Here is a 23688-nt window from a genome sequence, read left to right on the forward strand (position 1 = left end):
CACTCGCAGATCACCAACGACGAACCTACCGATACCAATCCCTCCCGGAACCGGCCCACCTATAGAAGCGTCGACGCCATGGTCGGATCGGTCGTGGCATCGATGCGCGCCATACGGGGTCAGCCGCCGCATTTCGGGCGTGCCGGTTCCAAGATCGCCCTGCGGTGCCGCCCGCGAGTCCGGGGATACGCCTTGCGGGGAGACGCCTTGCGGGCCCACGACCGGCGGGCCCACGACCGGCGGGGAGGCGGCCAGCTCCACCAACTGCGGCCCGCCGTCCGGATCGCCGCGGCGCCGGGCGGCCGGATGGCGATGGGTGATGATCAGAACCGTCCGGTCACCCGCCGCGTCGAGCAGATCGCGGGTCAGCTCCGCGGCCGTCGCGTCGTCCAGGTGCTCGGTGGGTTCGTCCAGGATCAGCACCCGGAAGTCTGCCAGCAGCGCACGCGCCAGCGCGAGCCGACGGCGTTGCCCGCCGGAAAGCCGCATGCCGTGCTCCCCCACCAGGGTGTCCAGCCCGCGCGGCAGGCCGCGCACCCAGTCCAGCAGGCGCGCCCGGCCCAGCGCATCGTGCAGTTCGTCCTCGCCGGCGCCCGGCCGTGCGAGGCGCAGGTTCTCCCCGATCGTGGTGTCGAACAGGTAGGCGTCCTCGGACAGGTAGCCGACCACCTGCCGGACCTGGTCGCCGGGGATGTCCCGCAGGTCGACGCCGTCCATGGTGACCCGCCCGGCCACCGGGTCCAGGAAGCGGACCAGCAGCGCCGCGACGGTGCTCTTGCCGCAGCCGCTGGGGCCGACCAGTGCGGCGCGGGCCCCCGGGCGCAGGGTGAGGTCGACGCCGGAGACGGCGACGCGATCGGGGGTCCATCGCGCGGTGACGCCCTCGACCCGCAGTGTGGGCACCGCCCGACCGGCGCAACCCGCCGCCCCGCCGCCGAAACCCGGGCCGCCGGGACCCGGGCCGCGTACCGGGTCCGGCGCCGCCATGATCTCGGCGATCCGGCGCAGTGCCGCGCGGGCCGCGCCCGCCTGCTGGGCCGCCTGCGGCAGCCCGCCGGCCACCTCGAAGACCGCCAGCGGGGTCAGCACCACCACCGCCAGCAGTTCGCCGTTCAGGCTGCCCGCCCGCACCGCCGCGGCGCCCGCCAGCAGACCGGCCAGCACGCAGGCGCCGGTCACCAGGGTGGTCACCGCCGCACCCACGCCGGCCGTGGCCGCCGCGCGCCGGGTCGCATCCCGCAGCCGGGCGTCGGCGCGCGCGATCCGGTCGATCCGGCCGCCCACCGCGCCGTAGGCGGTCAGGTCCGGCAGGCCGTGCACCAGGTCCACCACGCCGGTGGCCAGTTCGGCGCGCAGCGGCGCCAGCCGGGCGTCTCCGCGACGGGTGGCCCCGCGTTGCAGCACCGGCACCAGCACCCCGGTCACCAGCAGGGCGATCGCCAGGGCCACCCCGGCGGCGGGCAGCAGGGCGCCGATCACCGCCACGGACGCTACCCCCACCGCCGCGGCCACCGCGCCGGGCAGCACCACCCGGGTGATCAGGTCCAGCACCGCGTCCACATCCGCGGTCAGCCGCTGCGCCAGGTCGGCGTGCCGGTGCCCGGCAAGTCCCGCGGGTGCGAGCCGCTCCAGCCGGGCGAACAGCCGCACCCGGGCCGCGGCCAGCATCCGGAACGCGGCGTCGTGGCCGAGCAGGCGTTCCCCGTAACGCAACACGCCCCGGCTCAGCCCGCACGCCCGGACCGCGACGATGGCCACCATCAGGTGCAGCACCGGCGGGTGCAGCGCGGCCCGGGAGATGAGCCAGGCGGACACCGCGGTCAGCGCCACCGCCGCCGTTGCCGCGCCGGTCCCGGCGAGCATCGCGAGCAGCAGGCGGCCACCACCCCCGAGCGTGGGACGGACCGCCGCGATCAGCCTCATGCCGGCACCGCCGCCGGGGACAGCCGGATCTGCCGGTCGGCCAGCGCGATCAGCTCCGGGCGGTGCGCCGCCATGATCATCGTACGGCCGCGGGCCAGCCGCCGGATCGCGGCCGTCACGTCCGCCGCCGTGCCGGTGTCCAGGTTGGCGGTCGGCTCGTCCAGCAGCACCAGCGGCGCGTCCCGCAGGAACGCCCGGGCCAGCGCGATCCGCTGCCGCTGCCCGGCGGACAGCCCGGGTCGCGGACGAAGGCGTCCGCCCCGGCCAGGGCGGCGGCGCGCACCACCGCGGCCCGGTCCACCGCGGCGTCTGCGGCGCCCAGCGCGATGTTGGCGTGCACGGTGTCCGCGAACAGGTGTGGCCGCTGCGGCACCCAGGCGATGCGTTCCCGCCAGGCGTGCGGGTCGATCCGGGACAGCGGCACGCCGCCGACGGTGACCTCGCCTTCGTCCGGCCGGACGAAGGCGAGCAGCACTGCCAGCGCGGTGGACTTGCCGCCGCCGCTGCACCCGGTCAACGCGACCACCTCGCCGGGCCGGAGCGTCGCGGACAGTCGCAGTGCGGGTTCCGCACGGTCCGGGTACGTCACCCGCACGTCGCGGAACACGATGTCGCCCCCGGCCGGTGGCGCCGCGTCGCCGCCGGCCGGCACCGGCCGCTCCAGCACCTGGAACGCCTCCTGCGCGGCAGCCACCCCTTCGGCGCTGGCGTGGAAGTTGGCGCCGGCCTGGCGCAGCGGCAGGTACGCCTCGGGTGCCAGGATCAGCACCAGCAGCGCGGTGGCCAGGTCCAGGTGACCCGACACCAGCCGCAGGCCGATGCCGACCGCGACCAGGGCCACGCTCAGCGTGGCGAGCAGTTCGAGCACCAGCGAGGACAGGAACGCGGTGCGCAGCGTGCGCATGGTGACCCGGCGCTGCTGATCGCTGATCCGGGCGATGATGTCCGCCTGGGCGCGGGCACGGCCGAACACCTTCAGCGTGGGCAGCCCGGCGACCACGTCCAGGAAGTGGTGGGACAGACGCTGCGACAGCCGGAACTGGCGGCGGTTGGCGGCCTCGGTGTGCATCCCGACCAGCGCCATGAACAACGGGATCAGCGGCAGCGTCAGGGCGACGGTCAGGGTCGCCGTCAGGTCCGCGCCGGCCAGCCGGGTCAGCACCACGGCCGGCACCAGCAGCGCGAGCACAAGCTGCGGAAGGTAGCGGGCGAAGTACGCGTCGAGCGCGTCCAGTCCGCGGGTGACAAGCGTGGCGGCGGCCCCCGTGTCGCCGCGCGGGCCGAGCGCGGCCAGGTGCGCCACGAGTCGCCGGCGCAGTTCGCTGCGCACGCCAGCCGCGGCGCGGGCGGACACCACCTCCTGCGCCCAGGCCACCGCGGCGCGCCCGGCGATCACCGCGGCCAGCGCCGCCAGCGGGCCGGCGCCCAGCTCGTCGCCGCCCAGGAACACCCCGGTGATCGCCCGCGCCAGCAGGGTCGCCTGCGCCACCAGCAGTCCGGCCAGCACGGTGCCCAGCGCCACCGTGCCGGCCAGGTAGGTGCGGGTGGCGGCGGCGTGGCGGATCAGCCGCGGGTCGAGCGGCCTCACGGGATCAGCCGCGGGTCGAGCGGTTTCACGCCGGGATGTCCTCGACACGCAGCCGCTTGCGGAACACCCAGTAGGTCCAGCCCTGGTAGGCCAGCACGATCGGGGTGAAGAACAGCGCCACCCAGGTCATCACCGTCAGCGTGTAGGGGGTGGACGACGCGTTGGTGGTGGTCAGGCTGAAGGCCGGGTCGGTGCTGGACGGCATCACGTCCGGGAACAGCGCGGTGAACAGCCCGCCGATGGCGAGCACGATGGTCGCCGCGGTGGCCACGAACGCCCAGCCCTCCCGGCGGGCGCGGGTGGTCACCAGCGCGCCGGCCAGCGCCGCCGCGGCGAGCCCGAACAGCACCCAGGCGCCCACGTCACCGTGCGACAGCCCGGTCCAGATCAGGAACACCGCGGCCACCGGCAGCGCGGCGAGGGTCAGCCGCGGCGCGAGCCTGCCGGCCGCGCCGCGCATCTCACCGTCGGTCTTCAGGGCCAGGAACACCGCGCCGTGCAGGGTGAACAGCAGGAGCGTGGTCAGGCCGCCGAGCAGCGCGTACGGGTTGAGCAGGGTGAGCAGGCCGCCGGTGTACTCGTGGTCGGCGGACAGCGGCACGCCCCGCACGATGTTGCCGAACGCCACGCCCCACAGCAGGGCGGGCGTCAGGCTGCCGGCGAAGATGCACCAGTCCCAGCGGCGCTTCCACCGGGCGTCGGCGCGCTTGCCGCGGTATTCGAAGGCCACCCCGCGCAGGATCAGCGCCACCAGGATGAGCAGCAGCGGCAGGAAGAATCCGGAGAACAGGGTGGCGTACCACTCCGGGAACGCCGCGAACGTGGCGCCGCCGGCGACCAGCACCCAGACCTCGTTGCCGTCCCAGACCGGCCCGATCGTGTTGATCATGAGGCGGCGGGTGCGGTCGTCGCGGCCGAGCACCGGCAGCAGGATGCCGACGCCGAAGTCGAAGCCCTCCAGCAGGAAATACCCCGACCAGAGCACGGCGATCAGAAGGAACCAGACGGTGGTGAGTTCCATGCGTGCCTCTCAGTAGGCGAAGGCCAGCGGACGGTCCGCGTCGTCGTCCCCGGGCTCCGGCGCGATCTCGGGTGCGCCCGCACGGGCGTACTTGACCAGCAGCCCGACCTCGACGACGGCGAGCACGCCGTACAGGGCGGTGAGCACGATCAGCGAGGTGGCCGCCTCACCCGCGCTGACCGACGGGGAACCGCTCTCCGCCGTGGTGAACAGCCCGAACACGGTCCACGGCTGACGGCCCATCTCGGTGAAGATCCAGCCGAACGAGTTGGCCAGCAGCGGCAACGCGACGGTGCCGATCGCCGCGGCCCACAGCCATCGCCCGGCCGGCGCGCGGCCCCGCCGGGTCGCCCACAGCGCCACCAGCGCGACGAGCATGGCCAGGCCGCCGAAGCCGATCATCAGCCGGAACGACCAGTACGTCACCGGCACGTACGGGGTGTAGTCGCCGGGACCGTACGTCTGCTCGTACGTCCGCTGGATGTCGTTGATCCCCTCGACCTCGCCGTCCGGGCTTCCGGTGGCCATGAAGGACAGCAGCGACGGGACCCGCACGCTGTAGACCTCTTCGCTGCCGTCCAGCGACCCGATGGTGAACAGGGAGAAGGAGGCGGGCGCCGCGTTGTCGTAGAGCGCCTCCGCGGCGGCCATCTTCATCGGCTGCTGCTCGGTCATGACGCGTGCCTGCACGTCGCCGGTGACCAGCACACCCAGCCCGGCCACCAGCACCACCCAGGCGCCCAGCCGCAGACCCGGCCGGAAGACCTCGGCCTGGTTGCCGGTACGCAGATGCCAGGCGCTGACCGCGAGCATCAGCGCGCCGGCGGTGAGGAAGCAGGCGGTGATGGTGTGCGGGAAGGTGACAAGCGTGGTGGAGTTGGTCAGCACCTGAGCGATGCTGGTCAGCTCGGCCCGGCCGCGTTCGGCGTTCATGGTGTATCCGACCGGGTGCTGCATCCACGAGTTGGCGGCCAGGATGAAGTACGCCGACAGCACCGTGCCGAGCGAGGCGAGCCAGATGGTGGCCAGGTGCAGGCGTTTCGGCAGCCGGTCCCAGCCGAAGATCCACAGGCCGAGGAAGGTGGACTCCAGGAAGAAGGCGAGCAGCCCCTCGATGGCCAGCGGCGCGCCGAAGATGTCGCCGACGAAGCGCGAGTAGTCGCTCCAGTTCATGCCGAACTGGAACTCCTGCACGATGCCGGTCACCACGCCCATGGCGAAGTTGATCAGGAACAGCTTGCCCCAGAACTTGGTGGCGCGCAGGTACTCCGGCCGTCCGGTCCGCACCCACGCCGTCTGCAGCCCGGCCACCAGCGCGGACAACCCGATGGTGATCGGCACGAAGATGAAGTGGTAGACGGTGGTGATGCCGAACTGCCATCGGGCCAGGTCGAGCGCGTCCACGAGGTTCCCTTCCACGATTTCCGCACCGAATCTTGACGGTAGAGCGTCCGGGAGGTTCAGGGCCGAAAGTCCTGAAGGTTGCCCCCGGTCACCCGGGGCGAATGTCGCCGCGGCGAAACAACCGGCGCGTAGCGTGACGGGGATGGACCTGCACACGGTGACCGACGTGGTCAGCCCGGCCGGCCCGGGTCAGTGGCGGCCGGGAGACGCGTGGCTGGGCGGCGGCACCGCGCTGTTCGCCGAGCCGCGTCCGCGGGTGCGTCGGCTGCTCGATCTGGCCGCGGCCGGCTGGCCCCCGATCACCGTCCGCGAGGACGGCCTGGAGATCGCCGCCACGTGCACCGTCGCCGAGTTGTTCGCCTTCACCGGCGCGCCGCAGTTCGAGGCCTTCCACCAGATCGCCCGCGGGTGCTGCCGCGCGTTCCTGGCCTCGTTCAAGATCTGGAACGTGGCGACCGTGGGCGGCAACATCTGCTCCGCCCTGCCGGCCGGCCCGATGATCGCCCTGACCGCGGCGCTGGAGGGCACCTGCCTGATCCTGGGGAACGACGGCGCGCAGCGGCGGCTGCCGGTCGCCGCGCTCGTGACCGGTGACGGCCGCACCGCCCTGGCGCCCGGCGAACTGCTGCGCTCGGTGCACCTGCCGGCGTGGGCGCTGACCGGCTTCGCCGCCTACCGGCAGGGTTCGCTGCACGCGCACGGCCGGTCGGCCACGCTGCTGGCCGGGCGGCTCGACACGGACGGGTCGCTGACCCTGACCGTCACCGCCGCCACCTTCCGGCCGTACCAGTTGCGCTTCCCGACCCTGCCCACCGCGGAGGTGCTGCAGGTGGCGCTCACCAACGCGATCCCGGACGGCGGGTACGTGTCGGATCCGCACGGCTCGGCCGCCTGGCGCCGGCATCTGACCCGGCGGCACGCCGAGCAGATCCGCCGGGAGCTGGCCGCCGGTCCTCCCGACGGCGTCCCGGGCGCGGCCGGCCGCGACGCGGGCGAGGACGAGGCGCCGGCGTGGCGGTGACGGTCGACGGGGTGGCGCACCCGGAGGAACCCCGGCCCGGCCAGTGCCTGCGCACCTACCTGCGCGAGCGCGGCGCGTACGGGGTGAAGAAGGGCTGCGACACCGGGGACTGCGGCGCCTGCACCGTGCACGTCGACGGCACGCCGGTGCATTCCTGCGTCTACCCGGCGTTTCGCGCGCGAGGCGCGCACGTCACCACGGTGGCCGGGCTGGCGCGCGGCGATGAGTTGCACCCGGTGCAGCAGCGGTTCCTGGACGCCCAGGGGTTCCAGTGCGGATTCTGCACCCCGGGCATGATCATGACCGTGGCGGCGCTGTCCGAACGGCAACGATCCGACCTGCCCCGCTCGTTGAAGGGCAACCTGTGCCGGTGCACCGGATATCGCGCCGTGGCGGACGCGGTGGCCGGGGTGCGCACCACCGGCGACCCGGCGCCCGGCGCGGCCGTCGGCGCCGACCTGCCCGCGCCCGCCGGGCCGCGGGTGGTCACCGGGACCGCCCGGTACACCTTCGACGTGGACGTGCCCGGCCTGTTGCACCTCAAGGTGCTGCGGTCCCCGCACGCGCACGCCCGCATCCGCGGCATCGACACGGCCGCGGCGCTGGCGGTGCCCGGCGTGCGGGGCGTGTTCACCCACCGGGACGCCCCGGCGCGGCGGTTCTCCACCGCGCAGCACGAGCACGCCGCGGAGGACCCGGCCGACACGCGGGTGCTCGACGACGTGGTCCGCTTCGCCGGCCAGCGGGTCGCCGCGGTGGTCGCCGACACCGAGGCCGCCGCCGAGGAGGGCTGCCGACTGTTGCTGGTTGACTACCAGGTCCTGCCGCACGTGCTGGACCCGGAGCGGGCGATGGCGGACGACGCGCCGCGCCTGCACGGCGACTCCAATGTGGTCGGCTCGCTGCACGACGAACACGGCTCGGCCGAGGCCGGGCTGGCCGCGGCGGACGTGGTCTACCAGGCCACCTTCCGCACCCCCCGGGTGCAGCACGCCAGCCTGGAGACGCACGGCGCGATCGGGTGGCGCGACGACGACGGCCGGCTGGTGATCCGGTCCAGCACGCAGACGCCGTTCCTGACCCGGCGGGCGCTGTCCGCGCTGTTCGATCTGAGCGCCGACCGGGTGCGGGTGCTCAGCGGCCGGGTCGGCGGCGGGTTCGGCGGCAAGCAGGAGATGCTGGTCGAGGACCTGGTGGCGCTCGCCGTACTGCGGCTGGGGCGGCCGGTGAAATGGGAGTACACCCGCGCCGAACAGTTCACCGGCGCCACCACCCGGCACGCGTTCGCGGTCACCATGAGCGCGGGGGCGCGCCGCGACGGCACCCTCACCGCGATGCGGCTGCGGGTGGTGGCCGACACCGGCGCGTACGGCAATCACGGCCCGTCGGTGATGCACCACGGCTGCCACGAGTCGCTGGCCGTCTACCGGTGCCCGAACAAGCAGGTCGACGCGTACGCGGTCTACACCAACACGGTGCCGGCCGGCGCGTTCCGCGGGTACGGGCTGGGACAGGTCTCGTTCGCCGTGGAGTCGGTGCTGGACGAGCTGGCCCGGCGCCTCGGCATGGACCCGGTCACGTTCCGTGAACGCAACGTGGTGCGCTCCGGCGACCCGCTGCAGGCGCCCGGCGCGCACGACGATGACCTGACGATCGCCAGCTACGGCCTGGACCAGTGCCTGTCGGCGATCCGCGCGGCCGCGAACGAGCCGGCCGAGCCCGCACCGGCGGGCTGGCTCACCGGCGACGGCATGGCCATCGCGATGATCGCCGCGGGACCGCCGGGCGGGCACTTCGCGGACGCCACCGCCACCCTGCTCGCCGACGGACGGTACGAGATCGCGGTCGGCACCGCCGAGTTCGGCAACGGCAGCACCACCGTGCACGCGCAGATCGCCGCCGACACGCTCGGCACCACCCCGGACCGGATCACCGTCCGGCACGCCGACACGGACCTGATCGGGCACGACACCGGGGCGTTCGGCTCCACCGGCGTGGTGGTGGCCGGGCGGGCCGTGCTGCATGCGGCGCGGGCGCTGCGCGACCGGCTGCTGGCCGCGGCCGGCGGGGAGCCCGCCGTGCTCGGCGTCGACGCGGTGCACCGCGCCGGTGTGCGCCTGACGCTCAAGGATCTGGCCGCCCGGGCCGCCGCGCCCCTGCGTGGGATCGGGCACTGGTCCGGCAGCCCCCGGTCGGTGGCGTTCAACGCGCAGTGGTTCCGGGTCGCCGTGCACCCGGACACCGGCCGCCTCGTGGTGCTGCGCAGCGTGCACAGCGCCGATGCGGGCGTGGTGCTCAACCCCGCTCAGTGCCGCGGCCAGGTCGAGGGCGGGGTGGCGCAGGCGCTCGGCTCCGCGCTGTCGGAGCACCTGGACATCGACGCGTCCGGACAGGTCACCACCACCGGCTTCCGGCAGTACCGGATTCCGGCCTTCGCCGACGTCCCCCGCACCGAGGTGCATTTCGCCCGGACGACGGACACCATCGGCCCGCTGGGCGCCAAGTCGATGAGCGAGAGCCCGTACAACCCGGTGGCCCCGGCGATCGCCAACGCGATCCGCGACGCGGTCGGGGTGCGGCTGACGGAGTTGCCGTTCACCGCGGACCGCATCTGGGCGGCGCTGCGCACCGTTCCCTCCCCAGGCCGCTGACCTGCGGTCCTGTGCACACGCTGAGCATTGTTACCGATCCGTAACATTTACGATGTCGCCTACGTGCAGTGACGGTTACCGGCGCGTTAACTAGGCGATTCGCCGCCTTCGCTCCGTTGGGGCCGGTTGTCGCTACTGCCGGTGAGGATCGCCCCGCGCCGCGGGTTACTCGCGGGTAATCAGGACTCTTGTCCGCCGGCCGTCGCCGGAGCACGATGACCGGCACGCCCAACGACATCGACGGTTCTCACTGCCGCCGCGTTCATGCCGCTGGACGACGCGCACCGGGCCACCGGCCGCCATGACGTCGCCAGGAGGAGCCGACATGTCAGCACAGACCCCGACGCCGGACACATCACCGGCGACGGAACAACCGGGCCGGGCCGCGACGGACGATGACGGAGCGTACGGCCACATCAACTGGCGTCGTTTCGCGATCGCCGTGAGCGTACCCACCGTGATCGCCGGCGCCCTGGTGTTCGGACTGGCCAACGGTGCCTTCGCGGCCAGCTTCACGGTGTCCGGCAAGCAGTTCAAGATCTCCGCGGACAAGCTCGACGGCCAGGGGTTCGCCCAGTACGCCGGCGCGGTGGAGGACAAGAGCGGCAACCACATCCCGGTGGCCATGTCCGGCATCAAGAACGCCACGCTGTACAACCTGTGTCAGTCGGTCAAGATGCCGGGCCTGCCGGTCAGCCTCACCATCAACGCCGGGCGCGACTCCGATCGCCCGGCCACCGCCACCGACCTGCTGATCGGCATGGACGAGCTGAGCGGCGACGCCGTGTTCACCGACATCAACATCGGCCAGGACGCCTCCACCCTCACCCGCGGCGGCACGCAGGCGCACGGGGACGCCGGGGCGTTCGGGCAGCAGGCGCAGCACGTCACCATCACCGGCCTGCGGCAGACCGCGGTCTCCACCAGCGCGGGCACCTTCACCCTCCGCGGCCTGTCGTTGAAGATCAACGTGGACGCGCAGAACGGCAAGCCGAAGGAATGCTTCTGACGTGAAGGCGCGTCACGTCTGGCGGCGGTTCCGCCGATGGCGGCGGCAACGGCCGTTCGCCGGCGGGTTGCTGCTCGTCGCGGCCGGTCTGGAGCTGTTCGGCAGCGCCAACCTGACCCTCGACGACCTGCAGGTGCATTTCGGCCAGGAGGGCTACCTGTCCTACCTGCTGCCGCTCGTGCTCGTGCTGTGCGGCGCGCTGATCTGGGCCACGCCGGCGCAACGCCTCTTCTACGCCATCATGGGGCTGCTGACCGCGCTGTACTCGTTCCTCGGCCTGAACCTGGGCGGTTTCGCGATCGGCATGGCGCTGGGCATCCTCGGCGGCGCACTGGCGATCGCCTGGTCGCCGCCGCGCCCCACGACGGCCGCCGCGCCCGGCAGCGCTGCCGGCACCGCTGCCGGGACCGCCGACGCCGCGCCGGACGGCCCCGGCGGGGCGGCCACCACGGCGACCTCGGCCGGCCCGGATCCGCAGACGGTCGACCTCAACGGTGCGGCCGGCCCACCGACAGCGAGCCGGGACACGTCGTTCCTGCCCGGTTTCGGCACCCGGCCGGAGACCGGCGACTCCCCCACCGCCCCGGACGCGGCCGAGCCGGGCGAGGCCACCCCGGACGACGGCACCCCGGATCACCCCGAGCCACACCACGCCGAGCCACACCACGCCGAGCCGGACTCCCCCGCCCGGCCGGTGGCCCGGCAACGACGGGGCCGCGGCGAGCATCGGGCGTTGCTGCTTCTCGGGGTGCTGTCGGCCACCGTCGCGGCGGTGATCATGGCCGGCGAGCACGCCCCGGCGCGGGCCGACGACTGCCCGAGCGGCCTGCCGTCGCGCACCGCGACCGCGTCGGCGAGCCCGAGCGAACACACCGGTCCGGCGGCACACGGGCCGGGCACCGGGTCCGCCGCCACCGGGACGGCCGGAACCGGCAAAGGCGGAACTGGCAAAGGCGGCACCGGCGGATCGGGATCCGCGGGCAGGGCGAAACCGGACACCGCCGCGCCGGATGAGACCCCGGACGGCACGACACCCGACGGCGAAGCAACACCGGGCAACCCGATCGCCGACGCGTGGCAGCGGCTGCGCGACGGGATCAGCAAGCTGCTGGGCCGCAGCACCCCCACCCGCAGCACCCCGGCCGGAAGCACCCCGGCCGACACCACGCCCACCGGCGACGCTCCGCCCGGCACCGGCCCGGCACCGGGAGCACCGCATGCCACACCGACGGCCCCCGCCTCGCCGGCCCCGCCGGCAACATCGCCCCCGCGAACCACGCCGCCACCAGCGCCGCACGGCACCTCATCGCCCTCCGCCACCGAACCGCCGACCGCCACCGAACCGCCAACCGCCACCGAACCGCCGACCGCCACCGCGCCCTCGGCGCCGGAGAAGTCCGGCTCGGACACGCCCGCGCCGAGCCCGTCCGCGTCCGACGTGCCATGTCTCGGGCCGCGGGTCTACCGGAAGGCGGCACCCGGCGACGTGCCGATGATCTCGGTGCACAGCGGCCTGATGGAGGGCGACTCGCTCACCATGTACGACTCCACCTACGACGGCGTGGTCGAGCTGCCCACCCGCGCCGGCCCGCTGCGGGCGTTGAAGTTCAGCATGAACAAGTCGGTCACGAAGCCGTTCTCGCTCACCATCGCGGAGGCCAACGGCCGGCACACCGTCATCCGCAGCGACGCCCTCACCACCGACGGAAACGTGCGCTTCTACACGCCGCGGTTCACCGGAAAGCTGTTCGGCGTCATTGCGGTGACGTTCACCCCGGATGCCCCACCGCCTCTCACGCTGCCCCGGCTGTGGTTCACCGACGTCAAGATCGACCTGGCGTTCGTCCGCTGCGACACGCTGACCGCGGACCCCATGGACCTGCGCGAAACCGCGACCTGATCCGCGCACGGGGGCTCAGGTCCGACGGTGCCCGGCCGAAGTCTCTGAGCATGAGCCTGGTGCCCGGTCGCATGCGCAAGAACTCCACCGGTGTCATCGTCGACGTCGACGACCTGGTGCTGGACGTGCTCGGCTTCACCCGGGACGAGATGGTGGGGTACCGCTCCACCGAGTTCATCCACCCCGAGGACCACGAACAGGCGTTCGCCTCCTGGATCCGGCTGCTCAACGATCCCGGCGTGGGCTACACCGTGCAGGTGCGGCATCGCACCGGCTCGGGCGGATGGCTCTGGCTCGAGTCCACCAACACGGCAGACCCCGCGGACCCCACGTCGGTGCACACCGAGATGGTTCTCATCGACCGTCCGATGGACGACCGCACATCGGTCAGCAGCCACCTGCTGCGCCGCCTCGCGGAGGCGCTGCCGTTCGGCATCGCGCAGATCGACAGCGAGCGCCGGGTCCACTACCGCAACGGCCGGCTCGACGACGTCACCGGCTGCCGCGACGGGGAGCAACTCGCCGACGTGATGCGCGCCGTCGCGGACACCGACCAGCCGACCTTGGAGAAGGCGGTCGCCGCGGTGCTGGACGGCGAGGACAGCGAGATCGAAGTCACCCTGCACCATCCGGTCCGCGGCACGCGGCGGTGCGGCGTCATCCTCAGCGCGCTCGCCGGACGGTCCGGGTACGGCACGACCGGCGCGCTGCTGTGCGTCACCGACGTCACCGACCAGGTTCAGGAACGCGACGACATCATGCGCCGGGCCAAACAGGACGGCCTCACCGGGTGCCTGAACCGGGTGGCGGTCACCGAGGCGCTGCACGCCGCGGTCGCCACCGGTGCGGGCGTGGCGACGATCTTCATCGATCTGGACCGCTTCAAGGAGATCAACGACACGTACGGCCACGCGGCCGGCGACCGCCTCCTGACCTGCGTCGGTGAGCGGCTGCGCCGCAACAGCCGCAACTGCGACGTCGGCCGGCTGGGCGGGGACGAGTTCCTCGTGGTCGCCCGCGACGTGACCACGCAGGAGCAGGCCGAACAACTGGGCCGTCGGCTGGCCCGTGCGGTGCGCCGGCCGGTGAACCTCGGCGGCACCCCCGTGCGGCCCGGCGCCAGCGTCGGCGTCGCCTGGTCAGCCGATCCGGCCGTGGACCCGGACGCCCTGGTCACCCGGGCCGACGAGGCGATGTACGCGGCGAAGCGCACGCGGCGGACCCGCTCCGGAGTCAGCTAGCGGTGTCCCGGGCCCCCGCCGCCCGGCGCCGCCGCCACCCGCGCACCGCGTCGTCCACGTCCACCGGCCGCAGCAGCGTCGGCGGCCCGTCCATCAGACCCGCCCGAGCCTTGCGGATCTGCTCGTTGAGCGCCGCCACATAGTCGCGTACGTCCTGCTCACTGTGCCGGCGGTCGACGGTGCGTTCCAGGTCTTCGCGTTCGCGACGCAGGGCCAGGCTGGGCGGCAGCATGCCGCCGCCTTCGCTCTCCCGGGCCACGTAGTCCTTGACCCACCAGTCCTCGTCGTATTCGCCGCCGTGGCCGCGCAGCGGCTTGCCGACGCCCGGCAGGTTGTCGAATTCGCCCCGCTCGGAGGCTTCCCGCAGTTGCCGGTCGAGTGAAGACTCGTACCAGTGCGGATTCTCCATGCCGGCCAGTCTAGTGCGGCCGGCATGGCGGTCCGGTCCGGTGCGACGCCGACCGCGCTTGGCCGGTGATCCGGCGCCGCCGGTACTACGCTCGTCGCATGTGCCGGAACATCCGTCAACTGCACAACTTCGAGCCGCCCGCCACCACCGACGAGGTGCAGGCCGCGGCCTTGCAATACGTCCGCAAGGTGGCCGGGTCCACCCGGCCGTCGCAGCGCAACCAGGAGGCGTTCGACCGGGCGACCGCGGCGGTGGCCGCGGCGACCCGCGAACTGCTGGAATCCCTGGTGACCGCGGCGCCACCGAAGAACCGGGAGGTGGAGGCGGCCAAGGCGCGCGAGCGGGCACGCCAGCGGTACGCCTCCTAGCCGCCCGCGGGCTGGGCACGCGCGCGGCGACCCCCGGCGATCTTGGACTTTCTGGTCGGACAAGTCACCTTTTATCACGGCTTATCGGGCACGCAAACCTCAAGATCGACGCCCTGGACGGCCTGCCCGCCGGGACGCCCCGGGCGGGACGGGGCCGGCGGCTAGCTGTGCTCGGCGATGTACTTCTTCGGGTCCTTGTCGCTGAAGTCCAGGCCCTTGCCCTGCGGGTGCTCGGCGTAGAACGCCAGCCACTTGCGGGCCAGCTCATCCCGCAGTTCCAGCGTGGCATGCTTGCGGAAATCCGGCAGCACCTCGTCCTCCTCCTCCGCCAGGTGCTCGCTGTTCTCGGTGCGCGCCTGCCAGACGCCCTTCCACCAGGCGTCCGAGCCCACCGGGTGGCGCCCGGCCTCCTCGATCCCGTCCCTGATCTTGTTGTGGTCGCGGACCGCGTCGTCGGTCTCCTCCTCCGCTTCCTCGCCGCCGGCGTCGGTGAGCAGATGCGGATAGAGGATCTCCTCTTCGGCGTCGGCGTGGATGTCCAGGTGCAGCGCGAGCGGCTCCCAGATCGCCGACAGCTCCTGCGGCGTCTTCGCGTCGTCGAGGCGGGCGAAGCCGACCCGGAAGCGGTGGTGGTCGTCGAGGATCAGCGCGGTGATGTCGTCCATGACACGAAACTAACCCTTCGCCGGTGGCGGCGCGGCACGACGGTAGGCCAGCGCGCCGAGCCCCGCCGCGCCCAGGGCCACGATCAGGGCGATCACGCCGAGCACGGTGCCCGCGGTACCACCGTCGCCGCCGGTGTCGGTGTCGGCGGCGGCTTGCTCGGCGGGCGCCGCGGCGACCGCGTCATCGTCGTCGTCCCCCGCGCTGGCGCCGGGCGCGGCGGGGGCCAGCTTGAGCACCGGCGCCGGGTTCTCCGGCTCCGTGCCGTCGCTCGACGGCTCCTCGATCCAGCGCACCACCGTGCCGTCGGAGTAGGTCTGCAGCGCCTTGAACACCACCTGGCCGGCGTCCGGCATCGGCCCCAGAGACAGGTCGAAGGTCTGGAACTCGCCCGGCTTGATCGCCGCGTCGCCGCTCGCGGTCCAGGTGACCGTGGAGACCGCCTCGGTGATCTGCGTGCCGTGCGCGGTGATCGGCTTGTCCAGCTTGGTCTTCGCGGTGGTGGCGGTCCAGCCCGGCAACGGGCGCAGCGACACCGAGGCGAACGGGGTGTCCGTGGGCAGGTAGACCTGGAGTTTGGTGGTGGCGGCGGTGTCGCTCTCGGACGGCACCTTGAAGGTGACGGTAGCGTATCCGCCCCGCACCGCCGCGGCGGAGCCGACGGTGACGTGCGCCGAGGCGGGCGCGGCCAGAGCGAGCACCGACGTCAGGGTCGCGGCGGCGGTGGCCCCGGCCATGGTGGCCAGGCGCCGCGGGATACCGGTCATGCGGGACGTTCCTCCTCGTGGTGGGCGGTGCCCGTCCGGGCACGGTGGTTGGTCGCCGGCGCGGGCGGAAAAGTTCCGGCCGGTGCGCAAGTCAGGCCGCGGGCAGGCGCACGTCCACCCGCAGCCCCGGCCGCGCGTCGGCGAGCGCCACCGTGCCGTCGTGCCGGCGCACCAGCTCGCGCACGATCGCCAGCCCCAGTCCGGTGCCGCCGGCGTCGCGGGCCCGCGCGTCGTCCAGCCGGGTGAAGCGGTCGAACACGCGCTCCCGGTCGGCCGGGGCGATCCCCGGCCCGTCGTCGATCACCGAGAAGGTCCGGTACGCCCCGTCGGCGGCCAGCGTCAGACGTACGTGCTCGGCGTGCCGCACGGCGTTGTCGAGCAGATTGGCGACCACCCGGCTCAGCGCGTCCGGGTCGCCGAGAACCTCCCACGTCGTCACCGCAGACGACCGGGCCGGCGAGCTGAACGCGACGGCCGGGTAGCGTGCCGCCATCGCGGCGAGCAGGCCCACCAGGTCCACCCGCTCCACGGGGACGTGCGGTGTGCCGCCGTCGTCGGCGCGGGCCAGCAGCAGCAGGTCGTCCACCAGCCGGCTGAGACGGTGCACGTCGGCCAGCAGGTCGACGCTGAGCGCCGGCCAGTCGGTGTCGTCGCGCAGATGCTGCGCCACCTCGATCTCGGTGCGCATGTTGGTCAGCGGGCTGCGCAGTTCGTGCGCGGCGTCGGCGACGAACGCCCGCTGGCGCACCCGGGCGGTCTCCAGCCGGTGCAGCATCCCGTTGAGGGTGACCGCGAGCCGGTGGATCTCGTCACGGGAACCGGGCACCGGGAGACGTCCGTGGCGGGTGCCGCCGGTGATGTCCTCGGCGCCCCTGCGCAGCGCCTCCACCGGGCGCAGCGCGGCCCCGGCCACCCGCCAGGACACCAGTGCCAGCAACACCACCAGCAGCGGGAACGCGATGAGCAGCGTGATCCGCAGCAGGTGCACGCCTTGCGCCACGTCCGCGGTGGACCGGGCCACCAGCACCCGCACCGGGTCGCTGGGCAGGCCCGCGCTCACCACCACCACCCGGGTTTCGCCGCGCAGGCCGATCCGGGAACCCGGGATCACCGTGCCGGAACCGTCGCTGAGCCGGTCCAGTTCCTCCGGGTACAGGATGGGCACCAGCCGGTCCGCCGTGGCGGACACCGCCAGCACCCGGCCGCGGGCGTCCACCACCTGCACCTGCATTCCCGGGCTGACCGGCACCGGGTCGCTGAGCGCGTCCTGGTTCACCAGGTTCGCCACCGCGCGCGCGGTGTCCAGCGCCTCGGTGTTGATGGCGCGCAGCAGCGCGAAGTTCAGCACCGCGACAAGCACCACGCCACCGGCCGCCAGTCCGAACGCGAGCGCCAGCGCGGAGGCTCCGGTGAGCCGCGCGCGCAGGCTCAGGCGCCGCCACCAACCGCCCACGTCAGCCACCGGCGAGCCGGTAACCGGCGCCGCGCACCGTTTCCAGCCGCTCCCGGCCGATCTTGCGGCGCAGGTAGCCGACATACACCTCGACCGCGTTCTCGGCGGTGTCCAGCGCGGCGTCCCACACGTGGTCCAGCAGTTCCGTCTTGGACACCACCTCGCCGGGGTGCCGCATCAGATATTCCAGCAGGGCGTACTCGCGGGTGGTCAGGGAGATCTCCACGCCCTGCACGGTGACCCGCCGCTCCGCCGGGTCCAGTTCCAGCCCGTGGTGGCTGAGCACGGCGGGCCGCTCCCGGCCGCCGCGGCGCATCAGGGCTCGCAGCCGGGCCAGCAGCACCACGTACGAGAAAGGTTTGGTGAGGTAGTCGTCGGCGCCGCAGTCCAGCCCGTCCGCCTGGTCGTACTCGCCGTCCTTGGCGGACAGCATCAGCACCGGCAGCCAGTGCCGCTCGGCACGTAGCTGACGCACCACCCGGTAACCGGACAGGCGGGGCAGCATGACGTCCAGGATCAGCGCGTCGTACCCGCCGTGGCGGGCCATCTCCAAGCCGTCCTGGCCGTTGTCCGCCACGTCGACGGCGAACCCTTCGGCCTGCAAGCCGCGCCGCAGCGCCGCCGCCAGCCGGGCCTCATCCTCCACCACCAGCACACGCACACGACTAACATGACATGTCGGCGGTAACCCGTAGGGGACCTTCTCAGCCTTGTCACAGCACCGATGGCGCATCGTCGAGGGCAGGACAACGGGAGGTGGACATCGTGAATGTGTTCAGGTCGAAGCCGGCGATGCGCTGGCTGGTGCCGACGGCGGCAGCGGTCGCCGTCATCGGGGGTGGCGCCGCGGCCGGCACGATCGTGGCCAGCGCGGAACCGTCGCTGCCCGAGCGCAGCGCGGCGCAGTTGCTGGTGGACGTGCAGAACGCGAAGGTGGACGGGTTCTCCGGCACCATCGTGCAGACCGCGGACCTGGGCCTGCCGGAGCTGCCGGGGATGACCAGCGGCCAGGACGGCGCGAGCCTGCTCAACCTGGTGGCGGGCAGCAACTCCGCCCGGGTGTGGTACTCGGGCGAGGACAAGGCCCGGCTCGCTCTGCTCAGCAAGCTGGGCGAGACCGACGTGATCCGCAACGGCCGGGACGTGTGGCTGTGGCGCAGCCAGAGCAAGGAGGCCACGCACTTCACCCTGCCGGCCGAGGAGAAGGCCAGGGACTCCGCGAAGCTGCCGCGGGAGGCGGTGCCGTCGACGCCGCAGGAGGCCGCCGACCAGGCGCTCGCCGCGATCGACCCGACCACCGTGGTCACCACCACGGGCGCCGCCAAGGTGGCCGGCCGGGACGCCTACGAGCTGGTGCTCAGCCCGCGGGACAAGGCGTCGCTGATCGGGCAGGTGCGGATCTCCATCGACGCGCAGACGCATGTGCCGCTGGGCGTGAACGTCTACGCCAAGGACGCCAACGCGCCCGCGCTGCGGGTGGAGTTCCAGCAGATCAGCTTCGCGGTGCCGGACGCGCAGCAGTTCGCGTTCAACCCGCCGCCGGGCACCACGGTGAAGCAGAGCGACGCCCAGAAGCTTGAGGCGCAGCACCGCGAGCAGGCCAAGCAGGCGCAGGAGGCGGAGAAGCAGATCACCTCCGGCGGCGGCCCGACGGTGATCGGCAAGGGTTGGACCACGGTGGTGGCGGCGACGATGCCCGAATCCTCGGGCACCGAGGCGGCGGCGATCCAGCAGGCCGTCAAGACCCTGCCGAAGGTGAGCGGGACTTGGGGCAGCGGACGGCTGCTCACCAGCTCGCTGTTCTCCGTGCTGGTGACCGATGACGGCCGGGTGCTGGCCGGCGCGGTGGCACCGGAGACCCTCTACCAGGCGGCAACCAAGTAGTCAGTCGGCAGCCCAGCGGTGCCACGCTGAGCTCGCCGCACCCGGCCCCCGGCTTCGCATCGGCGAGGCCGGGGGCCGCTGCCGTGGCGACCGGCTGGCAAACCCTCATGCGGCGGCTCCGGCTGTCGATGGACACGTGACCGAAGCAGAGACCGGTCCGTGTTCGAGGGGTTGGCATGAGCCTGCAGACGACGGTGCGGATCGCCCGCGACGGCGCCGAACCGCTGGTGCTGCTCGTGGTCCTGGGCGTCCTGCACCACTTCGGCCTGCTGGGCGCCGTGCCGCTGTGGGTGGTGGTCGCGTTCCTGCTCACCGGCGTCATCCTGCAGCAGCAGGTGGTGCAGGTGTGGCTGTCCGGCGGCGATCTGAGCCGGCGGATCTGGCCGCGGGTCTCCACGCACGTGGCACAGTCGACCGTCCTGATGTACCTCACCGGCTGGGGCGCGGTCCCGGTCATCGCGCACGTGCTGATCCTGTCGGTGCACCTGCGCCAGTCCGGTTCCCGCGCGTGGCAGCCCGCCGCGGCGGCCAGCGCCGCATCGATCGCCGCGGGTCAGGCGTGTTATGCGACGGGTGTGCTGCAGGCCAACGTGCCGATGGGCCTGAGCCATGCGGTTGCCGCACTGATGGCCAGCGCGGTGGTGGTCACCGCCCGGGTGCTGGGGACCAGCGTGGCGCAGCGGGAGGTGGCGGAGGCCTCGCTGCGCCGCAGCGAGGAGCACTTCCGGGCGCTGGTCCGCGACGGCACCGAAGTGATCATGGAGGCGTCCGCGGACGGGTCGGTCACCTACGTCAGTCCGGCAGCCCGGCCGGTGCTCGGCTACCGCCCGGCCCAGTTGCTGGGCAAGGTGGTGCCGACGCTCATCCATCCCGACGACAAGCCGGGCATCGTGGAGATGTACGCACGGCTGATGGCCGGGGACGGCGCCGCCGAACACCACCTGGAGCTGCGCCTGCGGCACGCCGACGACGAGTGGCGCTGGTACGAGATGACCGCGCGCAACATGCTGGGTCATCCGGCCGTCCAGGCGATCATCGTGCGCTACCGCGACGTGACCGAGCGCCGGATCACCCAGGAGCGGCTGGCCTACGCCGCCACGCACGACAGCCTGACCGGGCTCGCCAACGCGCCGACTCTGGGCCGCGACCTGGAGCGGGCGCTGGCGCAGGGCACCCGCTACCAGCACGCCGTGGGGCTGCTCTTCCTGGACCTGGACGGCTTCAAACCGGTCAACGACACGTACGGGCATGACGTGGGCGACCGGCTGCTGCAGTCGGTCGGCCGGGTGCTACGGGCGACCGTGCGGGACACCGACACCGTGGGCCGTGTCGGCGGCGACGAGTTCGCAGTGGTGCTGACCCGGGTGGGTGGCACGGACGAGGCGCTGAGTGTGGCGCGGCGCATCATCGACGGCATCGCCGGGGACAGCGAGGTGGCCGGGGTGCGGCTGGAGGTCGGGTGCAGCGTCGGCGTGGCGCTGGCGCATCCGGGCGGCACCGACGCGCACACCATGATGCGCCACGCGGACGCGGCGATGTACGAGGCGAAGCGCAACGGCCGCAACGGCGTACGCCTGTGGGAGCCGACCGAGGTCACCGCGCCCTGGCTGGGCGGCTGAGGGGCATGACGGCCGGAGGCCGCGCCGACGTGACGTCGGCGCGGCCTCCGGCCGTCGACGGATCAGCCCGGTCGCCGGTAACCGGCGATCGGCCCGCGATCGATGGTCGCCATGCGCACGTAGTCGCCGGTGTGCGGGGCGTGCACGACCATGCCCTTGCCGATGTACAGCGCCACGTGATGCAGGCTGCCCGGATAGTAGAAGACCAGGTCGCCGGGCTGGAGCTGGGACCGGCTCACCGATCTCGTCTGCGCCCACTGGTCCTTGGTGTAGTGGTCCATGTGCACGCCCACGGACGCCCAGGCGGTCAGGGTCAACCCGGAGCAGTCGTATCCGCTGGGCCCCTGCGCGCCGAAGATGTACGGCTTGCCGATCAGGCTGCACGCCTTCTGCGCGGCCCGGCCGCCACGGTCGTTGGTGTATTCCACCGGGCACGGCCCGGTGCGCAGCCCGCTCTTGGAGCCGGCGCTGCCGTACGCCTTGATCCGCAGATCCTGAAGCTCATCGAGCTTCGCCTGGATGTCTTTCTTGGTCTTGGCCAGGTCCGCGTCGCGGGCGGCCAGCGTCTCCAGGAGCAGATCGAGGTCGTGCTTGTCGGCGGCGTACTTGTCCCGCAGCTTGGCCACGCCACTGACCGCCTCGCGCTGGTGTCGCGCGTACTGGTCCAGGAAGGTGAGCTTGTCGGCCAGGCCGGTCGGTGAGCCGCTCATCAGCATGGCGCTCACCGCGTTCGGGGAGCCCTGCATGTAAGCCTCCGCCGCCATGCCCTTGACCTGGGACATGGCCACCTCGACCTCGAGCTGGAGGGGCGTGAGCTTCTCCTCCAGCTTCTTGGCCTGGGCGCGTTTGGTGGAGAGCTGGTTGTGCACGTTGTTGTACTGCTCGATGACCGGCTCAAGCTTGTTCCACTGCTCGTCGATCTGGTCCTCGACGTCGGAGGGCGACGGAGTCGCATGGGCGGCGGTGACCGGACCGGTCAAAACGACACCGGCGGCCATCGCGGCGCAGAGCAGACTACGCAGGGGCAGGCGGCGGAGTGCCCGTCTCACGTGGTGCGCGTTCCTTTCTTCCGATGGGCCGCCGACCGGGTTAGCTGACGGATTCGGGCGGGAAGCGCGCCCGGCCACGGCGTGCGCCGCAGCTTCACCCCAACTTCATGGGTCCCCGGCTCGTGCGCAGGGCACGATTAGGCGGTGGCCCGTCAGATCGCCCGGTCCGGGCGATTGGGGGCTGGCGGACCGGGGAACACCGTACTCCGGATCTCCGCGCGATCCGCAGCGGGGCCACACCCACCCTGAGTAATTAAGGGCAAATTAAAGTGGCCATTCATTCAGCGCCCTGGTGATCCACGGGAGCACCACAATCACTGTCGGTAATATCAGCAGGCCCGCGGCGGCGACCAGGGCGGCCACCCCGGCTCCCGGCGACCGCGCGGCGGACAGCCGGGCAACCCGCCGGGCACGCGCGGCATCTCCCGCCTCGGGCGTGTCCGCCATCGGCTCGGTCAGGCGTTCCAGCGCGACCCGCACCGCGGGCGCCCCGCACCGCCGCCGCGCCGCGTCGTCGGCGACCATTTCCAGCAGCAGGTGCACCGCGTCCAGCGGCGCGCGGCTGCGCAGCAGGCCCGGCACCGCGCGGTAGAACGCGGTGAAGGACTCGCGCACCACCTCGTGCCGGTGCCGCAGATGCGCCTGTTCGTGCGCTATCACCGCGGCGACCTGGCGCGCGTCCAGCACCCGCAGGGCACCGTCACTGAGCACCACGCGGGGATGCCGTCCGGCCACGCAGTAGGCGATCGGCAGCGACCCGTCCAGCACCCGCAGACCCGGCGTGGCGACCCGCCACCCGGCCCCACCGCCCCCCGCACCGCCCCGCTCAAGCTCCCCGATGTCCAGGTCACCCTCGGCGGTGTCCAGCAGGTCCACCAGCATGCGGTGGCGGGCCCGCCGCGCCCGCGAGCGCCCTCCCACCGCGGCCAGGCTCACCAGCAGCCGGGCCACGATGAGCGCGGCGACGGCAAGGGCGCCCAGCAGCGCCGCGGCGGCGACCGTCCGGCCCGCGCCCACCGCACGCACCAGTTCCTCGGGGCCGGCCAGCACCACGCCCAGCGCGCACAGCACACCGGCCAGGGTGATCGCCTGCCACAGCGCCACCGCCGCGGCCGGCGCGCGGTCCGGCCAGCGCGCGGCGGCCAGCCGGGGCGGCACCAGCAGCGACAGGGTCAGCCCGAGCGCGCCGAGCAGCAGCGCGGTCACCGGCCCGGCTCGCCGGTCCCCGTGGATGCCGCCCGGCCGGTCTGCGCCCCGGCCTGCGTGCCGGACTGTGGGCCGGACTGCGCCCCGGACTGCGGGCCGGACCGGGCCCCTTGCCCGGCGGCGCGGATCGCGGCAGTCAGGTCCTCCGGGCGCAGCCGGCCGACGAAGTGGGCCAGCGCGGCGTCCCGGGCGGCGTCGTCCGGGGCGGCGCTGAGCGCGTCCATCATCAGCGCCGCGGTCATCTCCTCGCGCGACTGCGCCGGCGCGTACCGGTACGCCCGCCCGTCCCGCGCCTGGACCAGCACGCCCTTTTTCGCGAGCCGGTCCAGCACGGTCATCACGGTGGTGTAGGCCAGCTCACGGCGACGGCTCAGCCGCTCGTGCACCGCTCGCACGGTGAGCGGCTCGCCGGCGTCCCATAGCTGCGCCATGACGTCGCGTTCCAGGTCGCCCAGGGCCATGTGGCCCAGGATACTGCACGGCGTAGTACTACGCGTCGTAGTATCTACTAC

Annotated in this window: 21 protein-coding genes and 1 riboswitch; of the genes, 8 read left to right on the plus strand and 13 right to left on the minus strand. The window is 73.1% G+C overall.

Annotated elements, in window-relative coordinates; all coding sequences use genetic code 11:
- The 5 genes from cydC to IEY73_RS29655 all read right to left on the minus strand — a co-directional run.
- Window positions 1-1923, minus strand: a 1923-nt coding sequence (gene cydC, locus IEY73_RS29640) for a thiol reductant ABC exporter subunit CydC (protein WP_229716282.1), incomplete at its 3' end; no start/stop codon positions are given.
- A complete protein-coding gene (locus tag IEY73_RS34575) occupies window positions 1920-2132 on the minus strand; it encodes a P-loop NTPase family protein (protein ID WP_505744151.1) in 213 nt (70 codons plus the stop codon). The genes IEY73_RS34575 and cydC, both read right to left, overlap by 4 nt.
- The gene (gene cydD / locus IEY73_RS29645; RefSeq protein ID WP_505744152.1) at window positions 2039-3559 is read right to left on the minus strand and encodes a thiol reductant ABC exporter subunit CydD; all 1521 of its coding nucleotides are present in this window, start codon (window positions 3557-3559) and stop codon (window positions 2039-2041) included. Before cydD ends, IEY73_RS34575 begins: the two co-directional genes overlap by 94 nt.
- Complete coding sequence (cydB, locus tag IEY73_RS29650; protein ID WP_189082650.1) at window positions 3537-4532, minus strand: cytochrome d ubiquinol oxidase subunit II; 996 nt, start codon at window positions 4530-4532, stop codon at window positions 3537-3539. Before cydB ends, cydD begins: the two co-directional genes overlap by 23 nt.
- Window positions 4533-4541: 9 nt before the next feature.
- Entirely contained in the window at window positions 4542-5936 is a 1395-nt protein-coding gene (locus tag IEY73_RS29655) for a cytochrome ubiquinol oxidase subunit I (protein ID WP_189082668.1), read from the minus strand.
- A gap of 142 nt (window positions 5937-6078) precedes the next feature.
- Here IEY73_RS29655 and IEY73_RS29660 point away from each other — a divergent pair, with 142 nt between their 5' ends.
- From IEY73_RS29660 to IEY73_RS29680, 5 genes are all read left to right on the plus strand, one after another.
- Window positions 6079-6957, plus strand: coding sequence for an FAD binding domain-containing protein (locus IEY73_RS29660; RefSeq protein WP_189082651.1), 879 nt, complete (start codon window positions 6079-6081; stop codon window positions 6955-6957).
- Window positions 6948-9608, plus strand: a complete 2661-nt coding sequence (locus IEY73_RS29665) for a molybdopterin-dependent oxidoreductase (RefSeq protein ID WP_189082652.1) — start codon at window positions 6948-6950, stop codon at window positions 9606-9608. Before IEY73_RS29660 ends, IEY73_RS29665 begins: the two co-directional genes overlap by 10 nt.
- Before the next feature lie 325 nt (window positions 9609-9933).
- On the plus strand, window positions 9934-10617 hold the full coding sequence (locus IEY73_RS29670; protein WP_229716283.1) for a DUF6230 family protein: 684 nt from the start codon (window positions 9934-9936) through the stop codon (window positions 10615-10617).
- A gap of 1 nt (window position 10618) precedes the next feature.
- On the plus strand, window positions 10619-12517 hold the full coding sequence (locus IEY73_RS29675; protein ID WP_189082653.1) for a DUF6114 domain-containing protein: 1899 nt from the start codon (window positions 10619-10621) through the stop codon (window positions 12515-12517).
- A 50-nt stretch (window positions 12518-12567) separates the two neighbouring features.
- Window positions 12568-13758, plus strand: a complete 1191-nt coding sequence (locus IEY73_RS29680) for a diguanylate cyclase domain-containing protein (protein ID WP_189082654.1) — start codon at window positions 12568-12570, stop codon at window positions 13756-13758.
- Here the strand turns inward: IEY73_RS29680 and IEY73_RS29685 are convergent.
- Window positions 13751-14167 (minus strand): DnaJ family domain-containing protein, encoded by a 417-nt coding sequence (locus IEY73_RS29685; RefSeq protein ID WP_189082655.1) that lies wholly within the window; start codon window positions 14165-14167, stop codon window positions 13751-13753. The two genes, IEY73_RS29680 and IEY73_RS29685, sit on opposite strands and share 8 nt — an antisense overlap.
- A 98-nt stretch (window positions 14168-14265) precedes the next feature.
- Here IEY73_RS29685 and IEY73_RS29690 point away from each other — a divergent pair, with 98 nt between their 5' ends.
- Entirely contained in the window at window positions 14266-14535 is a 270-nt protein-coding gene (locus tag IEY73_RS29690) for a DUF2277 domain-containing protein (protein ID WP_189082656.1), read from the plus strand.
- Between the two features lie 161 nt (window positions 14536-14696).
- Here IEY73_RS29690 and IEY73_RS29695 read toward each other — a convergent pair whose 3' ends face one another.
- The 4 genes from IEY73_RS29695 to IEY73_RS29710 form a co-directional block, all read right to left on the minus strand.
- Entirely contained in the window at window positions 14697-15200 is a 504-nt protein-coding gene (locus tag IEY73_RS29695) for a hemerythrin domain-containing protein (RefSeq protein WP_189082657.1), read from the minus strand.
- A gap of 9 nt (window positions 15201-15209) precedes the next feature.
- Window positions 15210-15965 carry a YcnI family copper-binding membrane protein gene (locus IEY73_RS29700; RefSeq protein WP_189082658.1) on the minus strand — a complete coding sequence of 252 codons (756 nt, stop codon included), beginning with the start codon at window positions 15963-15965 and terminating at the stop codon, window positions 15210-15212.
- Between the two features lie 91 nt (window positions 15966-16056).
- Entirely contained in the window at window positions 16057-17427 is a 1371-nt protein-coding gene (locus tag IEY73_RS29705) for a sensor histidine kinase (RefSeq protein WP_373292907.1), read from the minus strand.
- Complete coding sequence (locus tag IEY73_RS29710) at window positions 17420-18079, minus strand: response regulator transcription factor (RefSeq protein WP_189082660.1); 660 nt, start codon at window positions 18077-18079, stop codon at window positions 17420-17422. The genes IEY73_RS29705 and IEY73_RS29710 overlap by 8 nt, the downstream gene beginning before the upstream one ends.
- A gap of 104 nt (window positions 18080-18183) precedes the next feature.
- Between IEY73_RS29710 and IEY73_RS29715 the strand changes: the two genes are divergently transcribed.
- Entirely contained in the window at window positions 18184-19302 is a 1119-nt protein-coding gene (locus tag IEY73_RS29715) for a LolA family protein (RefSeq protein ID WP_189082661.1), read from the plus strand.
- Between the two features lie 176 nt (window positions 19303-19478).
- Entirely contained in the window at window positions 19479-20921 is a 1443-nt protein-coding gene (locus IEY73_RS29720; RefSeq protein WP_189082662.1) for a sensor domain-containing diguanylate cyclase, read from the plus strand.
- A gap of 62 nt (window positions 20922-20983) precedes the next feature.
- On the opposite strand, the gene IEY73_RS29725 is transcribed toward IEY73_RS29720, so the two are convergent.
- The 3 genes from IEY73_RS29725 to IEY73_RS29735 form a co-directional block, all read right to left on the minus strand.
- Window positions 20984-21970: a C40 family peptidase gene (locus IEY73_RS29725; RefSeq protein ID WP_229716284.1), complete on the minus strand. Its 987-nt coding sequence runs from the start codon at window positions 21968-21970 to the stop codon at window positions 20984-20986.
- Window positions 21971-21983: 13 nt separating this feature from the next.
- A riboswitch (cyclic di-AMP (ydaO/yuaA leader) is annotated at window positions 21984-22124 on the minus strand.
- A gap of 110 nt (window positions 22125-22234) precedes the next feature.
- Window positions 22235-23176, minus strand: a complete 942-nt coding sequence (locus tag IEY73_RS29730) for a M56 family metallopeptidase (RefSeq protein WP_189082663.1) — start codon at window positions 23174-23176, stop codon at window positions 22235-22237.
- Window positions 23173-23637, minus strand: a complete 465-nt coding sequence (locus IEY73_RS29735) for a BlaI/MecI/CopY family transcriptional regulator (RefSeq protein ID WP_189082664.1) — start codon at window positions 23635-23637, stop codon at window positions 23173-23175. Before IEY73_RS29735 ends, IEY73_RS29730 begins: the two co-directional genes overlap by 4 nt.
- Window positions 23638-23688: the final 51 nt, after the last annotated feature.

Source organism: Mangrovihabitans endophyticus (assembly GCF_014646155.1).
GTDB lineage: Bacteria > Actinomycetota > Actinomycetes > Mycobacteriales > Micromonosporaceae > Actinoplanes > Actinoplanes endophyticus.